Here is a 14,948-nt window from a genome sequence, read left to right on the forward strand (position 1 = left end):
ACCTCACCATTCATATCTAATTAGCTGCTGGCCTTCTTGCCAACCACGATCTTTTGGACTACCGAGCGTGTATTTCGTGTGCCTTCGACCAGGGCCGTGATGCGGTAGATCACGTTCATGTCGGTGGGTGCCAGTTCGGTGCCGGAAAAAACGCCCGACGAGGCGTCGTAGGGCAGAATCTCAACCCAGTACCAGGAGTTGCTGCTGTTCAGGCGCGGGTTGGATTTGTCACTGGTGCTGCCGTAGGTGCCGCCCGTGAATTGTCCATAATGCGCGGCACGCTTTTTCAGGTTGGCGACCACCGTGGCATCGTCCCAGAATGCATAGGGCTGATTGCTCGAGTTGAGCAGGGGGTAGCAAATGCCTGAGATGCACCCGGTTCCACCGCTTTTCTTGCTGAGATAAAGACCGGCCTGTACGTTGGAAAGATCGTCGGGCATGGGGAAATACATTTTGCCGCCGCTGTCTGTATCGGCATCGGCAATGCTGCCGTATTCCCTGCAATTGGTGCCCGAGCACAGGCTGCCGGTGGCACTCTGCGTCATGATGTCCAGTTCGGCATCATGAACCAAGGCTTGCGCAGCTTCGTAGGCGCGCTGGTATTCGGCCGTGTTGCCGGTGACGGTTTCGTTGAACTGCGAGCTTTTGAAGCCCATGGCCACCGCGATGGCCGTGAGCAGCACGATCACCATGACGATGAACAATGAAATGCCGGTCTGTTTTTTCTTGGGGGCGCGCATGATTCACCTCTGGGCGGAAAACACGGTGAACAAATTGCGCTGCACCACGTGCAGGCGATCACTTCGGCTGACGCTGGTGCCCTCGCAGTCGGTGTAGTTGGCGCCATTGGTCGGCGTGGCCTTGGTGCCCACCAGGTCGAGACACACCTCGACGGCATCGACCAGCGCCCAGTCCGTGGGGGTGTCGACGAATTGCTTGGTGGTGTCGCTGACACGCACGCGGTAGCGCACTTTGAAGGCGTTGACGTTGCTGATGACGGGCTGGCCACCGGTGTTCGAGCCGGTGACGCACATCAGGTTGCCATTGTTGAGGTAGAAGTCGCTGCGGCGATTCGAACTGGTGACTGTCTCGCCCAGGCAGTTCCGGATGAGATCCGTGTAAACGGTGCTGCTCTGCTGCTGTTGCGAGATGCTGAGGAAATCGGCGCCGTTCGGCGGCGACCAATTGGCAATAGACGTGCCGTTCACCCAGGTGTAGGCGCTGAAGCGGAAGTTGTTGTTGTCGACGATGTATTCAGGCTCGACCGAACCGGCCTCGCGCACCTGCTTGCCGATGACGCGGAAGGCGTGCGCCCCCTCCTGCCTGATCTGTGTCAGCTCGGAAATCTGCCGGCCTATGCCGCTGGTGCTCTGGAACACCATGAGGGCCGCGCCGATGATGAACAGGCCGATCGTGATGGCGACCAGCAACTCGACCAGCGTCATGCCCGCCTGTCGCAGGCGTGCGCGCGAACGATAAGGCAAGGTGTTCATGGTTCGATGTAGGCGAGGTGGCAGATGTAGCCCGACCAGCATGCAACGCCGCTGTTCACGTTGGCGGTGGGCACGATGAAGTTCCTGAGGTAGTCGGAGGAGGCATCGGTGTTTTTCTCGCGCAACGTCCAGCCGATGAGCACGCCAAGTTGACGGTTGCCGGTGGTGGTGGCGTCGTTGTCCGACGAAATGAAGGTTTGAACCTTGGCGCCGGGCATGGTGGCCTGGAAGTTCTCCTGCCAGCGGTCGAGGTCGTAGGCGGCCAGCGCCGCCGCGTTGCACGCGCTGCCCGTGCAGTCGGTCGAGCCCGCCGCGCGGGTGTCGTCGAAAACGTAGTTGGCCAGCGCGGCGTAGCTGTCGGGGTTGGCTTTGACGCGTTCGGACAGGTCGTCGATCAGCAGCATGGCCTGGGTGCGGCCGGCGGCAGTGTTGGTGTCCATCAGCGTGCGTGCCTGCACGCCGAGCATGCCGATGATGGCAATGGCCAGGATGATCAACGAAACAAGCGACTCAATCAGCGTGGCGCCGCGTTGGCGCTTCGCAGGAGCGTGGATGTGCGATGAGATGTGCATGGGTTGTCTCTTGCGAGGTCGGGATCAAGAGCAACTGTCGGCCTGGCGAAGGCGCCCGCCGGACGACAGGCACAGGTACTGATCCAAGGTCAAGTCGCTGCCACCCTTCTTGTGCAGGATGTGGATGTTGTAGCCGGCACCTGGGTTGCCCCAGCGGTTCAGGCTGAGTGTTGAACTGCTGCTGGGCGCGTAGATGAAGTTCTTTTCGTTGGCCTGCACGCGCTTGAGGACGCCGTCAGCGGGAACGCCAACGGCGCCGCTGGGAATCGAGGTGAGTACCACCTGCCAACCGCAACTCCATTCATCGTTGCTGCCCGTTGTGCAACTGGCCGAGTTCGGGAGCCTGGCGATCTGTACGTTGCCGCCCCACTTGACCGCTTCGCTGCGCGCGAAATAGATGGTATCGATCAGGGCGTTGATGTCCTGATTCAGCTGCCATTTCTTGATCAGATTGTTGAAGCTAGGAAGGGCGAGCGCGGCCAGAATCGCCACAATGGCAATGACGACCATCAACTCGATGGCCGTGAAGCCGCGCGATGCCAGGGGCCTGCGCTTGCCAGGGGCAATGGGCGGATGTTCCATGCCGGGCATGCTAGGCCGGCTCAAGGCTCCCTGCATCCGCCGCTGGACGAGCGGCGCCCGGAGGGTGACAAGCGGTTACATCGATCTTGGCGAATCAGGCCTTGGCGGCGGGCCAGGCGATGCGCACCTTGCGATGCGTCATGACGCAATCACGCAGATAGAGGTTGATGAGGCTTTGATAGGGCACCCCCGCCTCGTTGGCCATGTCCTTGAAATAATCGACCACGTCCTCCGACAGGCGCATGGAGACGGGTTTCTTGAGCTTGGCCGCATAGGGGTTCTTGCGCGAGCGCATGCGGGAGAAATCGTATTCGGCTTTCATGGTTCAACCTCGCGTGTAGTGGCGGGCTTCGGATTTCGTGGCTTTCCGGGCGGAGATGATGCGAACGATTTCCCCGTCGCGGAGCAACAGGCGCGAGGGAGGAGATCAGTCGGCTGAAATCTTCCCGCGCAGAAACAGCCGCTCGATGGCGTGCGTGGTTTGTTCGCGGCTGCCCGGGTCGGCGGCGTGCAGCTCGGCCATGGCCCCGTGCAGCATCTTCTGCGTCAGCCCGCGCGAGAGGGCATCGAGCACGGCCTCGACGTCCTCCCCTTTGGCCAGGCGCCTGCGGGCGCGGGCCAGTTCCAGGGCGCGCCATTCGTCGGCCTGGGCGTTGAGCTGGCGGATCAGCGGCACCACGCCGGCGGCGGGGTCGCGCTGGCCCATCCAGTGCATGAAGCTCTGCACGCCGGCGTCGATGATGGCCTCGGCCTGCGCGACGGCGGCCTGGCGGCTGGCCTGGCCGGTCTGCACCACCTGGGCCAGGTCGTCCACGGTGTAGAGGTACACGTCGCCGAGCTGCTTGACCTCGGGCTCGATGTCGCGCGGCACGGCCAGGTCCACCATGAAGATGGGGCGGTGGCGGCGCTTCTTGAGCGCGCGCTCGGTGGCGCCCAGGCCGATGATGGGCAGGGTGCTGGCGGTGCAGCTGACGACGGCGTCGAACTCGTGCAGGCGCTCGGGCAGGTCGGCCAGGCGCATGACCTCGCCGCCGAAGCGGCTGGCCAGCTTCTCGCCGCGCTCCAGCGTGCGGTTGGCGATGGCGATGGCGGCGGGGCTCCTGGCCGCGAAGTGGGTGGCGGCCAGCTCGATCATCTCGCCGGCGCCGACGAACAGCACCCTGATGCGGCCGAGGTCCTCGAACAGGTTGCCGGCCAGCCGCACGGCGGCGGCGGCCATGCTGATGGAGTGCGCGCCGATCTCGGTGGAGCTGCGCACCTCCTTGGCGACGGCGAAGCTGCGCTGGAAGAGCTGGTTCAGCGTGCTGCCCAGGGCGCCGGCCTCCTCGGCGGCGCGCACGGCGCTTTTCATCTGGCCCAGGATCTGGGGCTCGCCCAGCACCATGCTGTCGAGTCCGCTGGCGACGCGGAAGGCGTGGCGGGCGGCGTGGCCGTCTTGCAGCACGTAGGTGTGGTCGCGCAGCGCGTCGGCCGGCACGTCGCCCGCGCGTGCGAGCCAGCCCAGGGTGTGGTCGACCTGCGCGTTGTCCGACGCGCAATACACCTCGGTGCGGTTGCAGGTGGAGAGGATGGCGGCCTCCGGGTGCCGCGCATGCGAGGTGCGCAGGCCCTGCAGGGCCGGTGCCATCTGGTCGAGCGCGAACGCAAAACGGCCGCGCAGATCCAGCGGCGCCGTGTTGTGGTTCAGTCCCAATGCCCAGACGGTCATGAGGGCGAATTATAAAATTCGGCAACATTCCGTGGCGGGCGAACCGCCGCGGACTTGACCGGCATCAAGAATCCACGCATGGACTTCATGGACTTCGTCTGGCACGTCGCGGGCTTTCTGGCTCCGGCGCTGTTCGTCGCGGCCGGGCTGGCGGCGCTGGCCCGGGTTGTTGAAAGAAAATGGGCTCCGGCGCGCGTCCTGCTTGCGCAGGCAGCTATTAATTTTGTAGTTGGCCTGGCGGTTCTGCTGGCCGGCCTGGCGTTGACGGGCCACGACGGCCGGATGCTGACTTACGCGGCGCTGGTGCTGGCCTGCGCGGCCAGCCAGGCCTGGCTGTCGCGGCGGCGTTAGGTTGCCGGGCTGAACAGCGCCACTTGGTCGGTGATGATGCCGTCGGTGCCCAGCGCGACCAGCCGCTCGGCCGCCCATTCGTCGTTGACGGTGTAGGACAGGCGGCGCAGCCCCAGCGCCCCGGCCTGGGCGACCAGCGCCGCGTCCCACAGGGCATGGTTGCAGACGAGGGCGGCGCAGCCCAGGCGCTGGGCGGCGTCGGACCAGCCGGCCCACAGCGTGTCCAGCAGCAGCCCGCGCGGCAGATGGGGGGCGGCCTGCCGGGCGGCGTGCAGGGCCTCGGGGCTGAACGAGGTCAGCAGCGGCGGCACGGGAGCTTGGCGCCACAGGCGCGCGGCGGCTTCGGCGACGGCGCGGCCGGTGGCGGCCTCCTGTCCGGGCGTGGGCTTGATCTCGATGTTCAGCAGGTGGCCGTTGGCCTGGCACCAGCGGGCGACGTTGGCCAGCGTGGGGATCGGCTCGCCGGCGTAGGCGCGCGAATGCCAGCCACCGGCGTCGAGCTGCGCCAGCTCGGCCCAGGGCCGCTCGCCGGCCGTGCCCTGGCCGCTGGTGGTGCGCTCCAGCGTGGCGTCGTGCAGCAGAAAGGGCACGCCGTCGGCCGAGAGCTTGGCGTCGCATTCGAACATGCGCCACCCGTGCCGCGCGCCCAGGCGGAAGGCGGCCAGCGTGTTCTCGGGCGCCAGCTTGCCGGCGCCGCGGTGGGCGATCCAGAACGGGTAGGGCCAGGCGGAAGGGTTCATTGGTCAAATCGGCCTCCAGCGCCCGTCCATCAAGCGCTGGCAGCTATCAAACGGATAGTATGCATCAAGACTCGATGCGCGGGCCGGTGATTTCGCCGCAGCGGTGCAAGGCGGCGCCACGGGCTTGAAGCCGCCGGGGACGACCCCGCGCGCCGGCATAGGGCGGAGCCGATCAGGGCTATTGCTGCGGTGCACAATAGCCGGCTTTCGCTCTGGTGACGCCCCGCATGGCCAAGACTTCCCTGGACAAAAGCAAGATCAGGTTCCTGCTGCTCGAAGGCATCCACGCCTCGGCGCTGGAGGTGCTGCGCGGCGCCGGCTACTCGCAGATCGAGGCGCTGCCCGGCGCGCTGGAGGGCGCTGAGCTGCGCGCCAAGCTGGCCGATGCGCACTTCGTCGGCATCCGCTCGCGCACGCAGCTCACGGCCGAGGTGTTCGCCGCCGCGCCCAAGCTGGTGGCCGTGGGCGCCTTCTGCATCGGCACCAACCAGATCGACCTGGAGGCGGCGCGCGAGCGCGGCATCGCCGTGTTCAACGCGCCGTATTCCAACACCCGCTCGGTGGCCGAACTGGTGCTGGCCGAGGCCATCCTGCTGCTGCGCGGCGTGCCGGCCAAGAACGCGGCGGCGCACCGCGGCGGCTGGCTGAAAAGCGCCGACAACGCCTTCGAGATCCGCGGCAAGACGCTGGGCATCGTCGGCTACGGCTCCATCGGCACGCAGCTCTCGGTGCTGGCGGAGGGCCTGGGCATGCAGGTGGTCTTCCACGACGTGGTCAACAAGCTGCCGCTGGGCAACGCGCGCCAGGCGCCGTCGCTGCAAGCCCTGCTGGCGCAGAGCGACATCGTCAGCCTGCACGTGCCCGAGCTGCCGTCCACGCAGTGGATGATCGGCGAGGCCGAGCTGGCGGCCATGAAGCCGGGCGCGATCCTCATCAACGCCTCGCGCGGCACCGTGGTGCGCATCGATCCGCTGGCCGAGGCGCTGAAGGCCGGCCGGCTGCTGGGCGCGGCCATCGACGTGTTCCCCACCGAGCCCAAGAGCAACAAGGACGAGTTCCAGTCGCCCCTGCGCGGGCTGGACAACGTCATCCTCACGCCGCACATCGGCGGCTCCACCATGGAGGCGCAGGCCAACATCGGGCTGGAGGTGGCCGAGAAGCTGGTCAAGTACAGCGACAACGGCACCAGCATCACCTCGGTGAACTTCCCCGAGGTGGCGCTGCCCGCGCACCCCGGCCGGCACCGCATCCTGCACATCCACCGCAACGTGCCGGGCGTGCTCTCGGCCATCAACCAGGTGTTCGCCGACAACCAGATCAACATCTCCTCGCAGTACCTCCAGACCAACGAGAAGGTGGGCTACGTGGTGATCGACGTGGACGCCGAATCGTCCGAGCTGGCGCAGCAGCGGCTGGTGGAGGTGCCGGGCACCATCCGCTGCCGCGTGCTGTTCTAGCCCCCCAGTAAAATCACAGGCCCGATTCCACGCGGGCCGACCGCTCCCCACGATGAACGTCCCGTTAGCGCTGGCGGCGCTGACAGCGCAGGCCGCCGAGCCCGCGCGTCTGCGCGAGATCCCGTACAACTACACCAGCTTCTCCGACCGCGAGATCGTGCTGCGCCTGCTGGGCGCGCGCGCCTGGGAGATCCTGGCGCAGCTGCGCGGCGAGCGCCACACCGGCCGCTCCGCCCGCATGCTGTACGAGGTGCTGGGCGACATCTGGGTGGTGCGCCGCAACCCCTATCTGCAAGACGACCTGCTGGACAACCCGCAGCGCCGCCGCCTGCTGGTGGAGGCGCTGCACCACCGCCTGGCGGAGGTCGAAAAGCGCCGCACGCCGCAGGATGATGCGGCGCGCGACGCCATGGTGGGCGAGCTGCTGGCGGCCGCGCGCCGCGTGGTGGAGGCCTTCGACCGCTCGTTCGCCAAGGTGGCCGAGCTGCGCCGCCGCGCCGCGCGGTCTTTAGCCAAGCACACGCACAAGGACAACATCAAGTTCGACGGCCTCTCGCGCGTCAGCCACGTGACCGACGCGACCGACTGGCGCGTCGAATTTCCGCTGGTGGTGCTCACGCCCGACACCGAGGCCGAGATGGCCGCGCTGGTCAAGGGTTGCATCGAGCTGGGCCTGACCATCATCCCGCGCGGCGGCGGCACCGGCTATACCGGCGGCGCCATTCCGCTGGACTGGAAGAGCGCCGTCATCAACACCGAGAAGCTCATCACCCTGGGCGCGGTGGAGCGCATCCGCCTGCCGGGGCTGGACCGCGAGGTGCCCACCATCCACACCGAGGCCGGCGTGGTGACCCAGCGCGTGGCCGACGCGGCGGAGGCCGCCGGCCTGGTGTTCGCCTGCGACCCCACCAGCGCCGAGGCGAGCTGCATCGGCGGCAACATCGCCATGAACGCCGGCGGCAAGAAGGCCGTGCTGTGGGGCACCGCGCTGGACAACCTGGCGAGCTGGCGCATGGTCACGCCCGAGGGCGAGTGGCTGGAAGTCACGCGGCTGAATCACAACCTGGGCAAGATCCACGACGCTGAGATGGCCAGCTTCGAGCTGAGGTATTCCGACGCCAGCGGCCAGAAGGCACTGCGCGCCGAGCGTCTGGACATCCCCGGCGCCACCTTCCGCAAGGCCGGCCTGGGCAAGGACGTGACCGACAAGTTCCTCGCCGGCCTGCCCGGCGTGCAGAAGGAGGGCTGCGACGGCCTGATCACCAGCGCGCGCTGGGTGCTGCACCGCATGCCCGAGCACACGCGCACCGTCTGCCTGGAGTTCTTCGGCCACGCCAAGGACGCGGTGCCCAGCATCGTCGAGATCAAGGACTTCATGTTCGCCGAAGCCCGGCGCACGGGTGTGCTGCTGGCCGGGCTTGAACACCTGGACGACCGCTACCTGCGCGCCGTCGGCTACACCACCAAGAGCAAACGCGGCGGCCTGCCCAAGATGGTGCTGATCGGCGACATCACCGGCGACGACCCCGACGCCGTGGCCCGCGCCGCCAGCGAGGTGGTGCGCATCGCCAACTCGCGCTCGGGCGAGGGTTTCACCGCCGTGGCCGCCGACGCGCGCAAGAAGTTCTGGGCCGACCGCAAGAAGACCGCCGCCATCAGCCGCCACACCAACGCCTTCAAGATCAACGAGGACGTGGTGATCCCGCTGCCGCGCATGGCCGAGTACACCGACGGCATCGAGCGCATCAACATCGAGCTGAGCCTGCGCAACAAGATCGAGCTGGCGGGCGAGCTGGAGCGCTTCCTGTCGCGCGGCCAGCTGCCGCTGGGCCAGTCGGAGGAGGGCGGCGAGCCGCCTTCGCCCGAGCTGCTGGAGGAGAAGGTGGCCCAGGCCCTCGCCGTGGTGCGCGAGACGCGCGCCCTGTGGCAGGACTGGCTGGCGCGCGTGGACGAGTTGTTCCCGCAGTTGCAGGACCACAGCCTGCGCGCGAGCTGGAAGACGCAGATCCGCGAGCCGCTGCGCGCCCTCTTCACCGGCAGCGACTTCGAGCCGCTGATGAAGGCGCTGGGCGAGGTGCAGCAGCGCGTGCTCAAGGGCCGTGTGTGGGTGGCGCTGCACATGCACGCGGGCGACGGCAACGTGCACACCAACATCCCCGTGCACAGCGACAACTACGCCATGCTGCAAACCGCGCACGAGGCGGTGGACCGCATCATGGCGCTGGCGCGCGGGCTGGATGGGGTGATCAGCGGCGAGCACGGCATCGGCATCACCAAGCTCGAATACCTGAGCGACGCCGAGCTGGCGCCGTTCGCCGCCTATAAGCAGAAGGTCGATCCCGAAGGCCGCTTCAACCGCGGCAAATTGCTACGGAATAAAGAGCTGCCGGCGCTTGCTGGACGGGCGCTACGGGCCGATTTGACCAATGCCTACACGCCCAGCTTCGGCCTGATGGGGCACGAGTCCATCATCCTGCGGCAGAGCGACATCGGCGCCATCGCCGACTCCGTCAAGGACTGCCTGCGCTGCGGCAAGTGCAAGCCCGAGTGCAGCACCCACGTGCCGCGCGCCAACCTGCTGTACAGCCCGCGCAACAAGATCCTGGCCACCTCGCTGCTGGTCGAGGCCTTCCTGTACGAGGAGCAGACGCGCCGCGGCGTCAGCCTCAAGCACTGGGAGGAGTTCGAGGACGTGGCCGACCACTGCACCGTGTGCCACAAGTGCCTCTCGCCCTGCCCGGTGAAGATCGACTTCGGCGACGTCACCATGAACATGCGCAACCTGCTGCGCAAGATGGGCCGCAAGTCGTTCCGGCCCGGCAACGCGGCGGCGATGTTCTTCCTCAACGCGACCGACCCGCGCGTCATCAACGCCACGCGCGCCGCCATGACCGGCGCGGCCTTCAAGGCGCAGCGCGCGGCGGTCGATCTGCTCAAGGTCGCCGGCCGCCGGCAGACGCGGCACCCGCCCGCCACCGTCGGCGCGCCGACCCTGCGCGAGCAGGTGATCCACTTCGTCAACAAGAAGATGCCCGGCGGCCTGCCCAAGAAGACGGCGCGCGCGCTGCTCGACATCGAGGATCGCGCCTACGTGCCCGTCATCCGCGACCCGCAGGCCACCTCGGTGGACAGCGAGGCGGTGTTCTACTTCCCCGGCTGCGGCTCCGAGCGCCTGTTCTCGCAGGTGGGCCTGGCGACGCAGGCCATGCTGTGGCACGCCGGCGTGCAGACCGTGCTGCCGCCCGGCTACGTGTGCTGCGGCTACCCGCAGCGCGGCAGCGGCCAGAACGACCGCGCCGACAAGATGATCACCGACAACCGCGTGCTGCTGCACCGGGTGGCCAACACCCTGAACTACCTCGACATCAAGACGGTGGTGGTGAGCTGCGGCACCTGCTACGACCAGATCGCCGGCTATGAATTCGACAAGATCTTCCCCGGCAGCCGCATCATCGACATCCACGAATATCTGCTGGAAAAAGGCATCACGCTGCCAGCGGCCAGCCAGGGCGCGTACCTCTACCACGAGCCCTGCCACAACCCGATGAAGCAGCAGGACTCCACGAAGACGGTGAAGGCGCTGGTGGGCGAGCAGGTGCTGAAAAGCAACCGCTGCTGCGGCGAGAGCGGCACGCTGGGCGTGACGCGGCCCGACGTGTCCACCCAGGTGCGCTTCCGCAAGGAAGAGGAAATCCGCAAGGGCGAAGCGGCGTTGCGCGCCAGCGGCGCCGTGGGCGGGCAGGGCAACGTCAAGATCCTCACCAGCTGCCCGAGCTGCCTGCAGGGCCTCAAGCGCTACGAGGACGACCTGACGAATGGCCTGCTGGAGGCCGACTACATCGTCGTCGAGATGGCGCGCCACATCCTGGGCGAGGACTGGATGCGCGACTACGTGGACAAGGCCAACGCGGGCGGGATCGAGCGCGTGCTGGTCTGAGAGACGGTGTGAACGAACCCCACCTGCCCGCCTTGGGCGCCCGAACCCGCCCGCTCCGCGCTGCAAATGCCCGCCATGGCGCGAGCCATGGCTGTGCCTTGCTTGCGCCTTGATCGGACGAGTCCGGGCACTCCTTTCGGGCACGCGGGGTTCGTTCACACCCTATGAGCCGTCCCGGCCAGAAAAAAAGAGCCGCCCTTGCGAGGCGGCTCCTGCTTTGATGCGCGGCGCCTGCCGGCGGCGGCCCGGCCTCAGGCTCCGCCGTGGCGGGAGATGGCGACCTGCAGTTCGTGCATCACGCGCGGGTCGCGCTTGGCCGTGGCGAAGAAGCGGGCGTCCTCGCGCGCCTCGGCCGAGCGGCTGCACAGGGCCTGAAAGCCTTGCACGGGATTCGCGCCGTGCGCCTCGGCGGCGCGGCGGCACATGGCCTGCCAGCCTTGTGCCAGGCCCGCCGAGAACACTTGCGCCAGGCTGCTGCCCAGCTCGTGGAGATAGGCGATCCCCCGCTCGGCGCGCGCCACGCCGGCGTGCCTGAGAGAAGAATCGAAGGAACTATCGATCGAAATGAATTGCGTACTCATGTGACCCTCCTGAGGGGCGATGGCCGAAGCCGATGTCCGTAGGTTAGGGTTTTCCCTGTGTATTTTCAAATTTATATTCATGATGCTGATCATTCATTGAATTTATGAGCATCAACTTCCGCACGCTGGACCTGAACCTGCTGCGCGTCTTCGACGAGGTGATGGCCGAGCGCAGCATCACCCGCGCGGCGCAAAACCTGTCGATCACCCAGCCCGCCGCGAGCAACGCCCTGCGGCGGCTGCGCGAGGCGCTGGGCGACGAACTGGTGCGCCGCGCCGGCGCCGGCGTGGAGCCCACGCCGCGCGCGCTGGCGCTCTGGCCGGTGGTGCGCGACACGCTGCGCCAGCTGGAGCATTCGCTGGCGCCGGCCAGCTTCGACCCGGCCACGGCCGACAACGTGTTCACCCTGGCCACCGCCGACGCCACCGCGGCCGAGCTGCTGCCGGGCATGGCGCGGCGGCTGGCCAGCGAGGCGCCGGGCGTGACGCTGCACGTGGTGCCGCTGACCACCTACGACCCGCGCCCCCTGCTGGCCGGCGAGGAGGTGGACCTGGCGGTGGGCCACTTCCCCGCCGTGATGGCCGACCTCACCGCCCGTGTGCAGGCCGGCGAGGCGATGGCCTTCGAGTCGCACCGCCTCTACGTGGGCCGCTACGGCTGCCTGATGCGGCGCGGCCACCCGCTGGCGCGCGGGCGGCTGACGCTGGACGGCTACTGCGCGGCGCGCCACCTGCTGGTGAGCTTCTCGGGCCGGCCGTGGGGCTTCGTGGACGAGGCGCTGGCCGCCATCGGGCGCCAGCGCCGGGTGGCGATGACGGCCAACCAGCTCTTCACCGCCGGCCGGGTGGTGGCCGGCTCGGACCTGCTGACGGTGCTGCCGCGGCATTTCGCGGACATGGCGGTCCTGGGCGACGGCCTCGTGGTGCGCGACATGCCGCTGGAGCTGCCGGCCATCCACATCGACATGCTGTGGCACCGCCGGCTGCATGGCGCGCCGGGCCACGACTGGCTGCGCCGGGCGCTGGCGCAGTCGGCCGGGGAGGCGCTGGCGCGCCTGCCGGGAGCCGCCGTCGAAGTGGCGCCCTAAACCTGCGCGTCCGGCGCCGGGTCGTCTTCCTCCTCGCGCGAGAACAGCGCCCAGGCGGCCATGAACAGCGCCGCGATGGTCGGGCCGATCACGAAGCCCGAGATGCCGAACAGCGAGATGCCGCCCAGCGTGGTCAGCAGCACCACGTAGTCGGGCAGCTTGGTGTCCTTGCCGACCAGGATGGGGCGCAGCACGTTGTCCACCATGCCGACCGCCAGCGCGCCCCAGGCCGCCAGCGCCACGCCCTGCCACACGGAGCCGGTGGCCGCCAGGTAGATGGCCACCGGGCCCCAGATCAGCGCCGCGCCCACGGCCGGCAGCAGCGACAGCAGCGCCATCACCGCGCCCCACAGCACCGCGCCGTGGATGCCCAGCACCCAGAACGCCAGCCCGCCCAGCGCGCCCTGCGCCAGCGCCACCACCACGTTGCCCTTGACGGTGGCGCGCACCACGGTGGAGAACTTGTTGGCGAGGTAGTGGGTCTGCGCGCGCTCCATCGGCACCGTCTGGCGGATCATCTTGGACAGCTGCTCGCCGTCGCGCAGGAAGAAGAACAGCAGGTACAGCATCACCGTCAGGTTGACCACGAACACCAGCGCGTTCTGCCCGATCGACAGCGCCTGCGAGGTGATGGCCTGCCCGCTCTTGAGCAGCGCGTCGGAGAACTTCTCCGCCACGCTCTGGATGTCGATCAGATCGAACCGCGCCATCAGCTCGGTCAGCCACCTGGGCAGCACCGCCAGCACCTGCTGCGCGTAGGCGCGGAAGTTGATGTCGCCCGCGCCGACGCGCGCCACCAGGGTCGAGATCTCGTTGGCCGCCGCCGCGCTGAGCAGCACCATCGGCAGGATCACGATCAGCATGATGAACACCAGCGTCAGCAGCGCCGCCAGATTGCGCCGCCCGCGCAGCCGCCGCAGCAGCGCCTGGAAGGTGGAGTTGAACAGCAGCGCCATGATCACCGCCCAGAACACGGCGCCGAAGAAGGGCGACAGCACCCAGACGAACGCCGCCGTGACGATGGCCAGCAGCAGCAGGAAGACGGCGCGTTGCAGGCCGGGCGAGTTCATGTGCGGGAAATATACCGGATCGGGGCGCGCGTCTGGTGGGTGCGGGCACAATCGGGCGTCCGTCCTACACGCCGCTTGCGGCCCGCCTCCCGCCATGGCCCGCGCCTCCGCCGCCTACCCCAGCCACCCGCCGACCGAGCTGGTGGTGCACGCCCGCTCGCGCGTGCTCGAACTGGCCTTCCCCGACGGCGCGCGCTTCCGCATCCCGTTCGAGCTGATGCGCATCTGCTCGCCCTCGGCCGAGGTGCAGGGCCACGGGCCGGGCCAGGAGGTGCCGCAGACCGGCAAGCGCGAGGTCGAGATCACCGACCTCGCCCCCGTCGGCCACTACGCCGTGCAGCCGCGCTTCTCCGACGGGCACGACAGCGGCATCTTCACCTGGGAATACCTGTACTTCCTGGGCGCCGAGCAGGACGCGCTGTGGCGTGAATACGCCGAGCGCCTGGCCGCCGCCGGCCTGGACCGCGACGCACCCATGCCGCCCAAGCCAGGCGGCGCCTGCGGGCGTGGCCATTGATGGATGCTATTGTTAAAGTAGCTGCCAGCGCTTGCCAGACAAGCGCTGGAGCCCTATTTCATTCATAATTTTGAAACCCATGACGAAGACCCACTTCGGCTACGAAACGGTGGACGAGCAGGACAAGGCGCGCCGCGTGCGCGGCGTGTTCGACTCCGTCGCCGGCAAGTACGACCTGATGAACGACCTCATGTCCGGCGGCCTGCACCGGGCCTGGAAGGCGTACACGGTGATGGTCGCCAACGTGCAGGCGGGCCAGCGCGTGCTCGACATCGCCGGCGGCACGGGCGACCTGGCGCTGGCCTTCGCCAGGCGCGCGGGGGCCGCCGGCCAGGTGGTGCACACCGACATCAACGAAGCCATGCTGCGCACCGGCCGCGACCGGCTGCTGGACGCCGGCGTGATCCTGCCCACCGTGGTGTGCGACGCCGAGCGCCTGCCTTTCGCCGACGGCCACTTCGACCTCATCAGCGTCGCCTTCGGCCTGCGCAACATGACCCGCAAGGACGCCGCCCTGCGCGAGATGGCGCGTGTGCTCAAGCCCGGCGGCCGGCTGCTGGTGCTGGAGTTCTCCCAGGCCGCCAAGCCGCTGCGCGGGCTCTACGACCTGTATTCCTTCAAGGTGCTGCCGCGCCTGGGCCAACTGGTGGCGGGCGACGCCGACAGCTACCGCTACCTGGCCGAATCGATCCGCATGCACCCCAATCAGGCGGAACTCAAGGCCCTGATGAAGGTCAATGGGTTTGGCCACGTCGATTTCCACAACATGACGGGTGGGGTTGTCGCCCTTCACGTCGGTATCAAATGCGGCTAGGCTTTTGCAGGCCGATTTCCATGACTCAGACCGGAGAC

General features: G+C 67.9%; 15 protein-coding genes. 6 read left to right on the forward strand and 9 right to left on the reverse strand.

Annotation, left to right across the window (positions count from 1 at the left end; translation table 11 throughout):
• Positions 1-20 precede the first annotated feature (20 nt).
• From QM772_RS15040 to hemA, 6 genes are all read right to left on the reverse strand, one after another.
• Positions 21-740 (reverse strand): hypothetical protein, encoded by a 720-nt coding sequence (locus QM772_RS15040; RefSeq protein WP_415137844.1) that lies wholly within the window; start codon positions 738-740, stop codon positions 21-23.
• Between the two features lie 3 nt (positions 741-743).
• On the reverse strand, positions 744-1,493 hold the full coding sequence (locus tag QM772_RS15045) for a PilW family protein (protein ID WP_415137846.1): 750 nt from the start codon (positions 1,491-1,493) through the stop codon (positions 744-746).
• A complete protein-coding gene (gene pilV / locus QM772_RS15050; RefSeq protein ID WP_415137848.1) occupies positions 1,490-2,065 on the reverse strand; it encodes a type IV pilus modification protein PilV in 576 nt (191 codons plus the stop codon). Before pilV ends, QM772_RS15045 begins: the two co-directional genes overlap by 4 nt.
• Before the next feature lie 24 nt (positions 2,066-2,089).
• Positions 2,090-2,647, reverse strand: a complete 558-nt coding sequence (locus tag QM772_RS15055; protein ID WP_415137850.1) for a GspH/FimT family pseudopilin — start codon at positions 2,645-2,647, stop codon at positions 2,090-2,092.
• Between the two features lie 94 nt (positions 2,648-2,741).
• A complete protein-coding gene (locus tag QM772_RS15060; protein WP_415137852.1) occupies positions 2,742-2,969 on the reverse strand; it encodes a BrnA antitoxin family protein in 228 nt (75 codons plus the stop codon).
• Positions 2,970-3,074: 105 nt separating this feature from the next.
• Entirely contained in the window at positions 3,075-4,355 is a 1,281-nt protein-coding gene (gene hemA, locus QM772_RS15065) for a glutamyl-tRNA reductase (protein WP_415137854.1), read from the reverse strand.
• A 78-nt stretch (positions 4,356-4,433) separates the two neighbouring features.
• Between hemA and QM772_RS15070 the strand changes: the two genes are divergently transcribed.
• On the forward strand, positions 4,434-4,706 hold the full coding sequence (locus tag QM772_RS15070) for a hypothetical protein (RefSeq protein ID WP_415139612.1): 273 nt from the start codon (positions 4,434-4,436) through the stop codon (positions 4,704-4,706).
• On the opposite strand, the gene ugpQ is transcribed toward QM772_RS15070, so the two are convergent.
• Entirely contained in the window at positions 4,703-5,446 is a 744-nt protein-coding gene (gene ugpQ / locus QM772_RS15075) for a glycerophosphodiester phosphodiesterase (RefSeq protein ID WP_415137856.1), read from the reverse strand. The two genes, QM772_RS15070 and ugpQ, sit on opposite strands and share 4 nt — an antisense overlap.
• A gap of 227 nt (positions 5,447-5,673) precedes the next feature.
• Between ugpQ and serA the strand changes: the two genes are divergently transcribed.
• Both serA and QM772_RS15085 read left to right on the forward strand, forming a co-directional pair.
• Positions 5,674-6,903 (forward strand): phosphoglycerate dehydrogenase, encoded by a 1,230-nt coding sequence (serA, locus tag QM772_RS15080; RefSeq protein WP_415137858.1) that lies wholly within the window; start codon positions 5,674-5,676, stop codon positions 6,901-6,903.
• Between the two features lie 52 nt (positions 6,904-6,955).
• Positions 6,956-10,840, forward strand: a complete 3,885-nt coding sequence (locus QM772_RS15085) for a DUF3683 domain-containing protein (RefSeq protein ID WP_415137860.1) — start codon at positions 6,956-6,958, stop codon at positions 10,838-10,840.
• A gap of 251 nt (positions 10,841-11,091) precedes the next feature.
• Here the strand turns inward: QM772_RS15085 and QM772_RS15090 are convergent, their stop codons facing one another.
• Positions 11,092-11,421, reverse strand: a complete 330-nt coding sequence (locus QM772_RS15090) for a hypothetical protein (RefSeq protein WP_415137861.1) — start codon at positions 11,419-11,421, stop codon at positions 11,092-11,094.
• 104 nt (positions 11,422-11,525) lie between these two features.
• Between QM772_RS15090 and QM772_RS15095 the strand changes: the two genes are divergently transcribed.
• Positions 11,526-12,509, forward strand: coding sequence for a LysR family transcriptional regulator (locus QM772_RS15095; RefSeq protein WP_415137863.1), 984 nt, complete (start codon positions 11,526-11,528; stop codon positions 12,507-12,509).
• Here QM772_RS15095 and QM772_RS15100 read toward each other — a convergent pair.
• Positions 12,506-13,579: an AI-2E family transporter gene (locus tag QM772_RS15100; protein ID WP_415137865.1), complete on the reverse strand. Its 1,074-nt coding sequence runs from the start codon at positions 13,577-13,579 to the stop codon at positions 12,506-12,508. The two genes, QM772_RS15095 and QM772_RS15100, sit on opposite strands and share 4 nt — an antisense overlap.
• Positions 13,580-13,673: 94 nt before the next feature.
• Between QM772_RS15100 and QM772_RS15105 the strand changes: the two genes are divergently transcribed.
• Positions 13,674-14,096: a gamma-butyrobetaine hydroxylase-like domain-containing protein gene (locus QM772_RS15105; RefSeq protein WP_415137867.1), complete on the forward strand. Its 423-nt coding sequence runs from the start codon at positions 13,674-13,676 to the stop codon at positions 14,094-14,096.
• A gap of 79 nt (positions 14,097-14,175) precedes the next feature.
• Positions 14,176-14,910, forward strand: coding sequence for a bifunctional demethylmenaquinone methyltransferase/2-methoxy-6-polyprenyl-1,4-benzoquinol methylase UbiE (gene ubiE, locus QM772_RS15110; protein WP_415137869.1), 735 nt, complete (start codon positions 14,176-14,178; stop codon positions 14,908-14,910).
• Positions 14,911-14,948 lie beyond the last annotated feature (38 nt).

Origin of the sequence: Ottowia sp., from assembly GCF_047601385.1 — a bacterium.
GTDB lineage: Bacteria > Pseudomonadota > Gammaproteobacteria > Burkholderiales > Burkholderiaceae_C > Ottowia.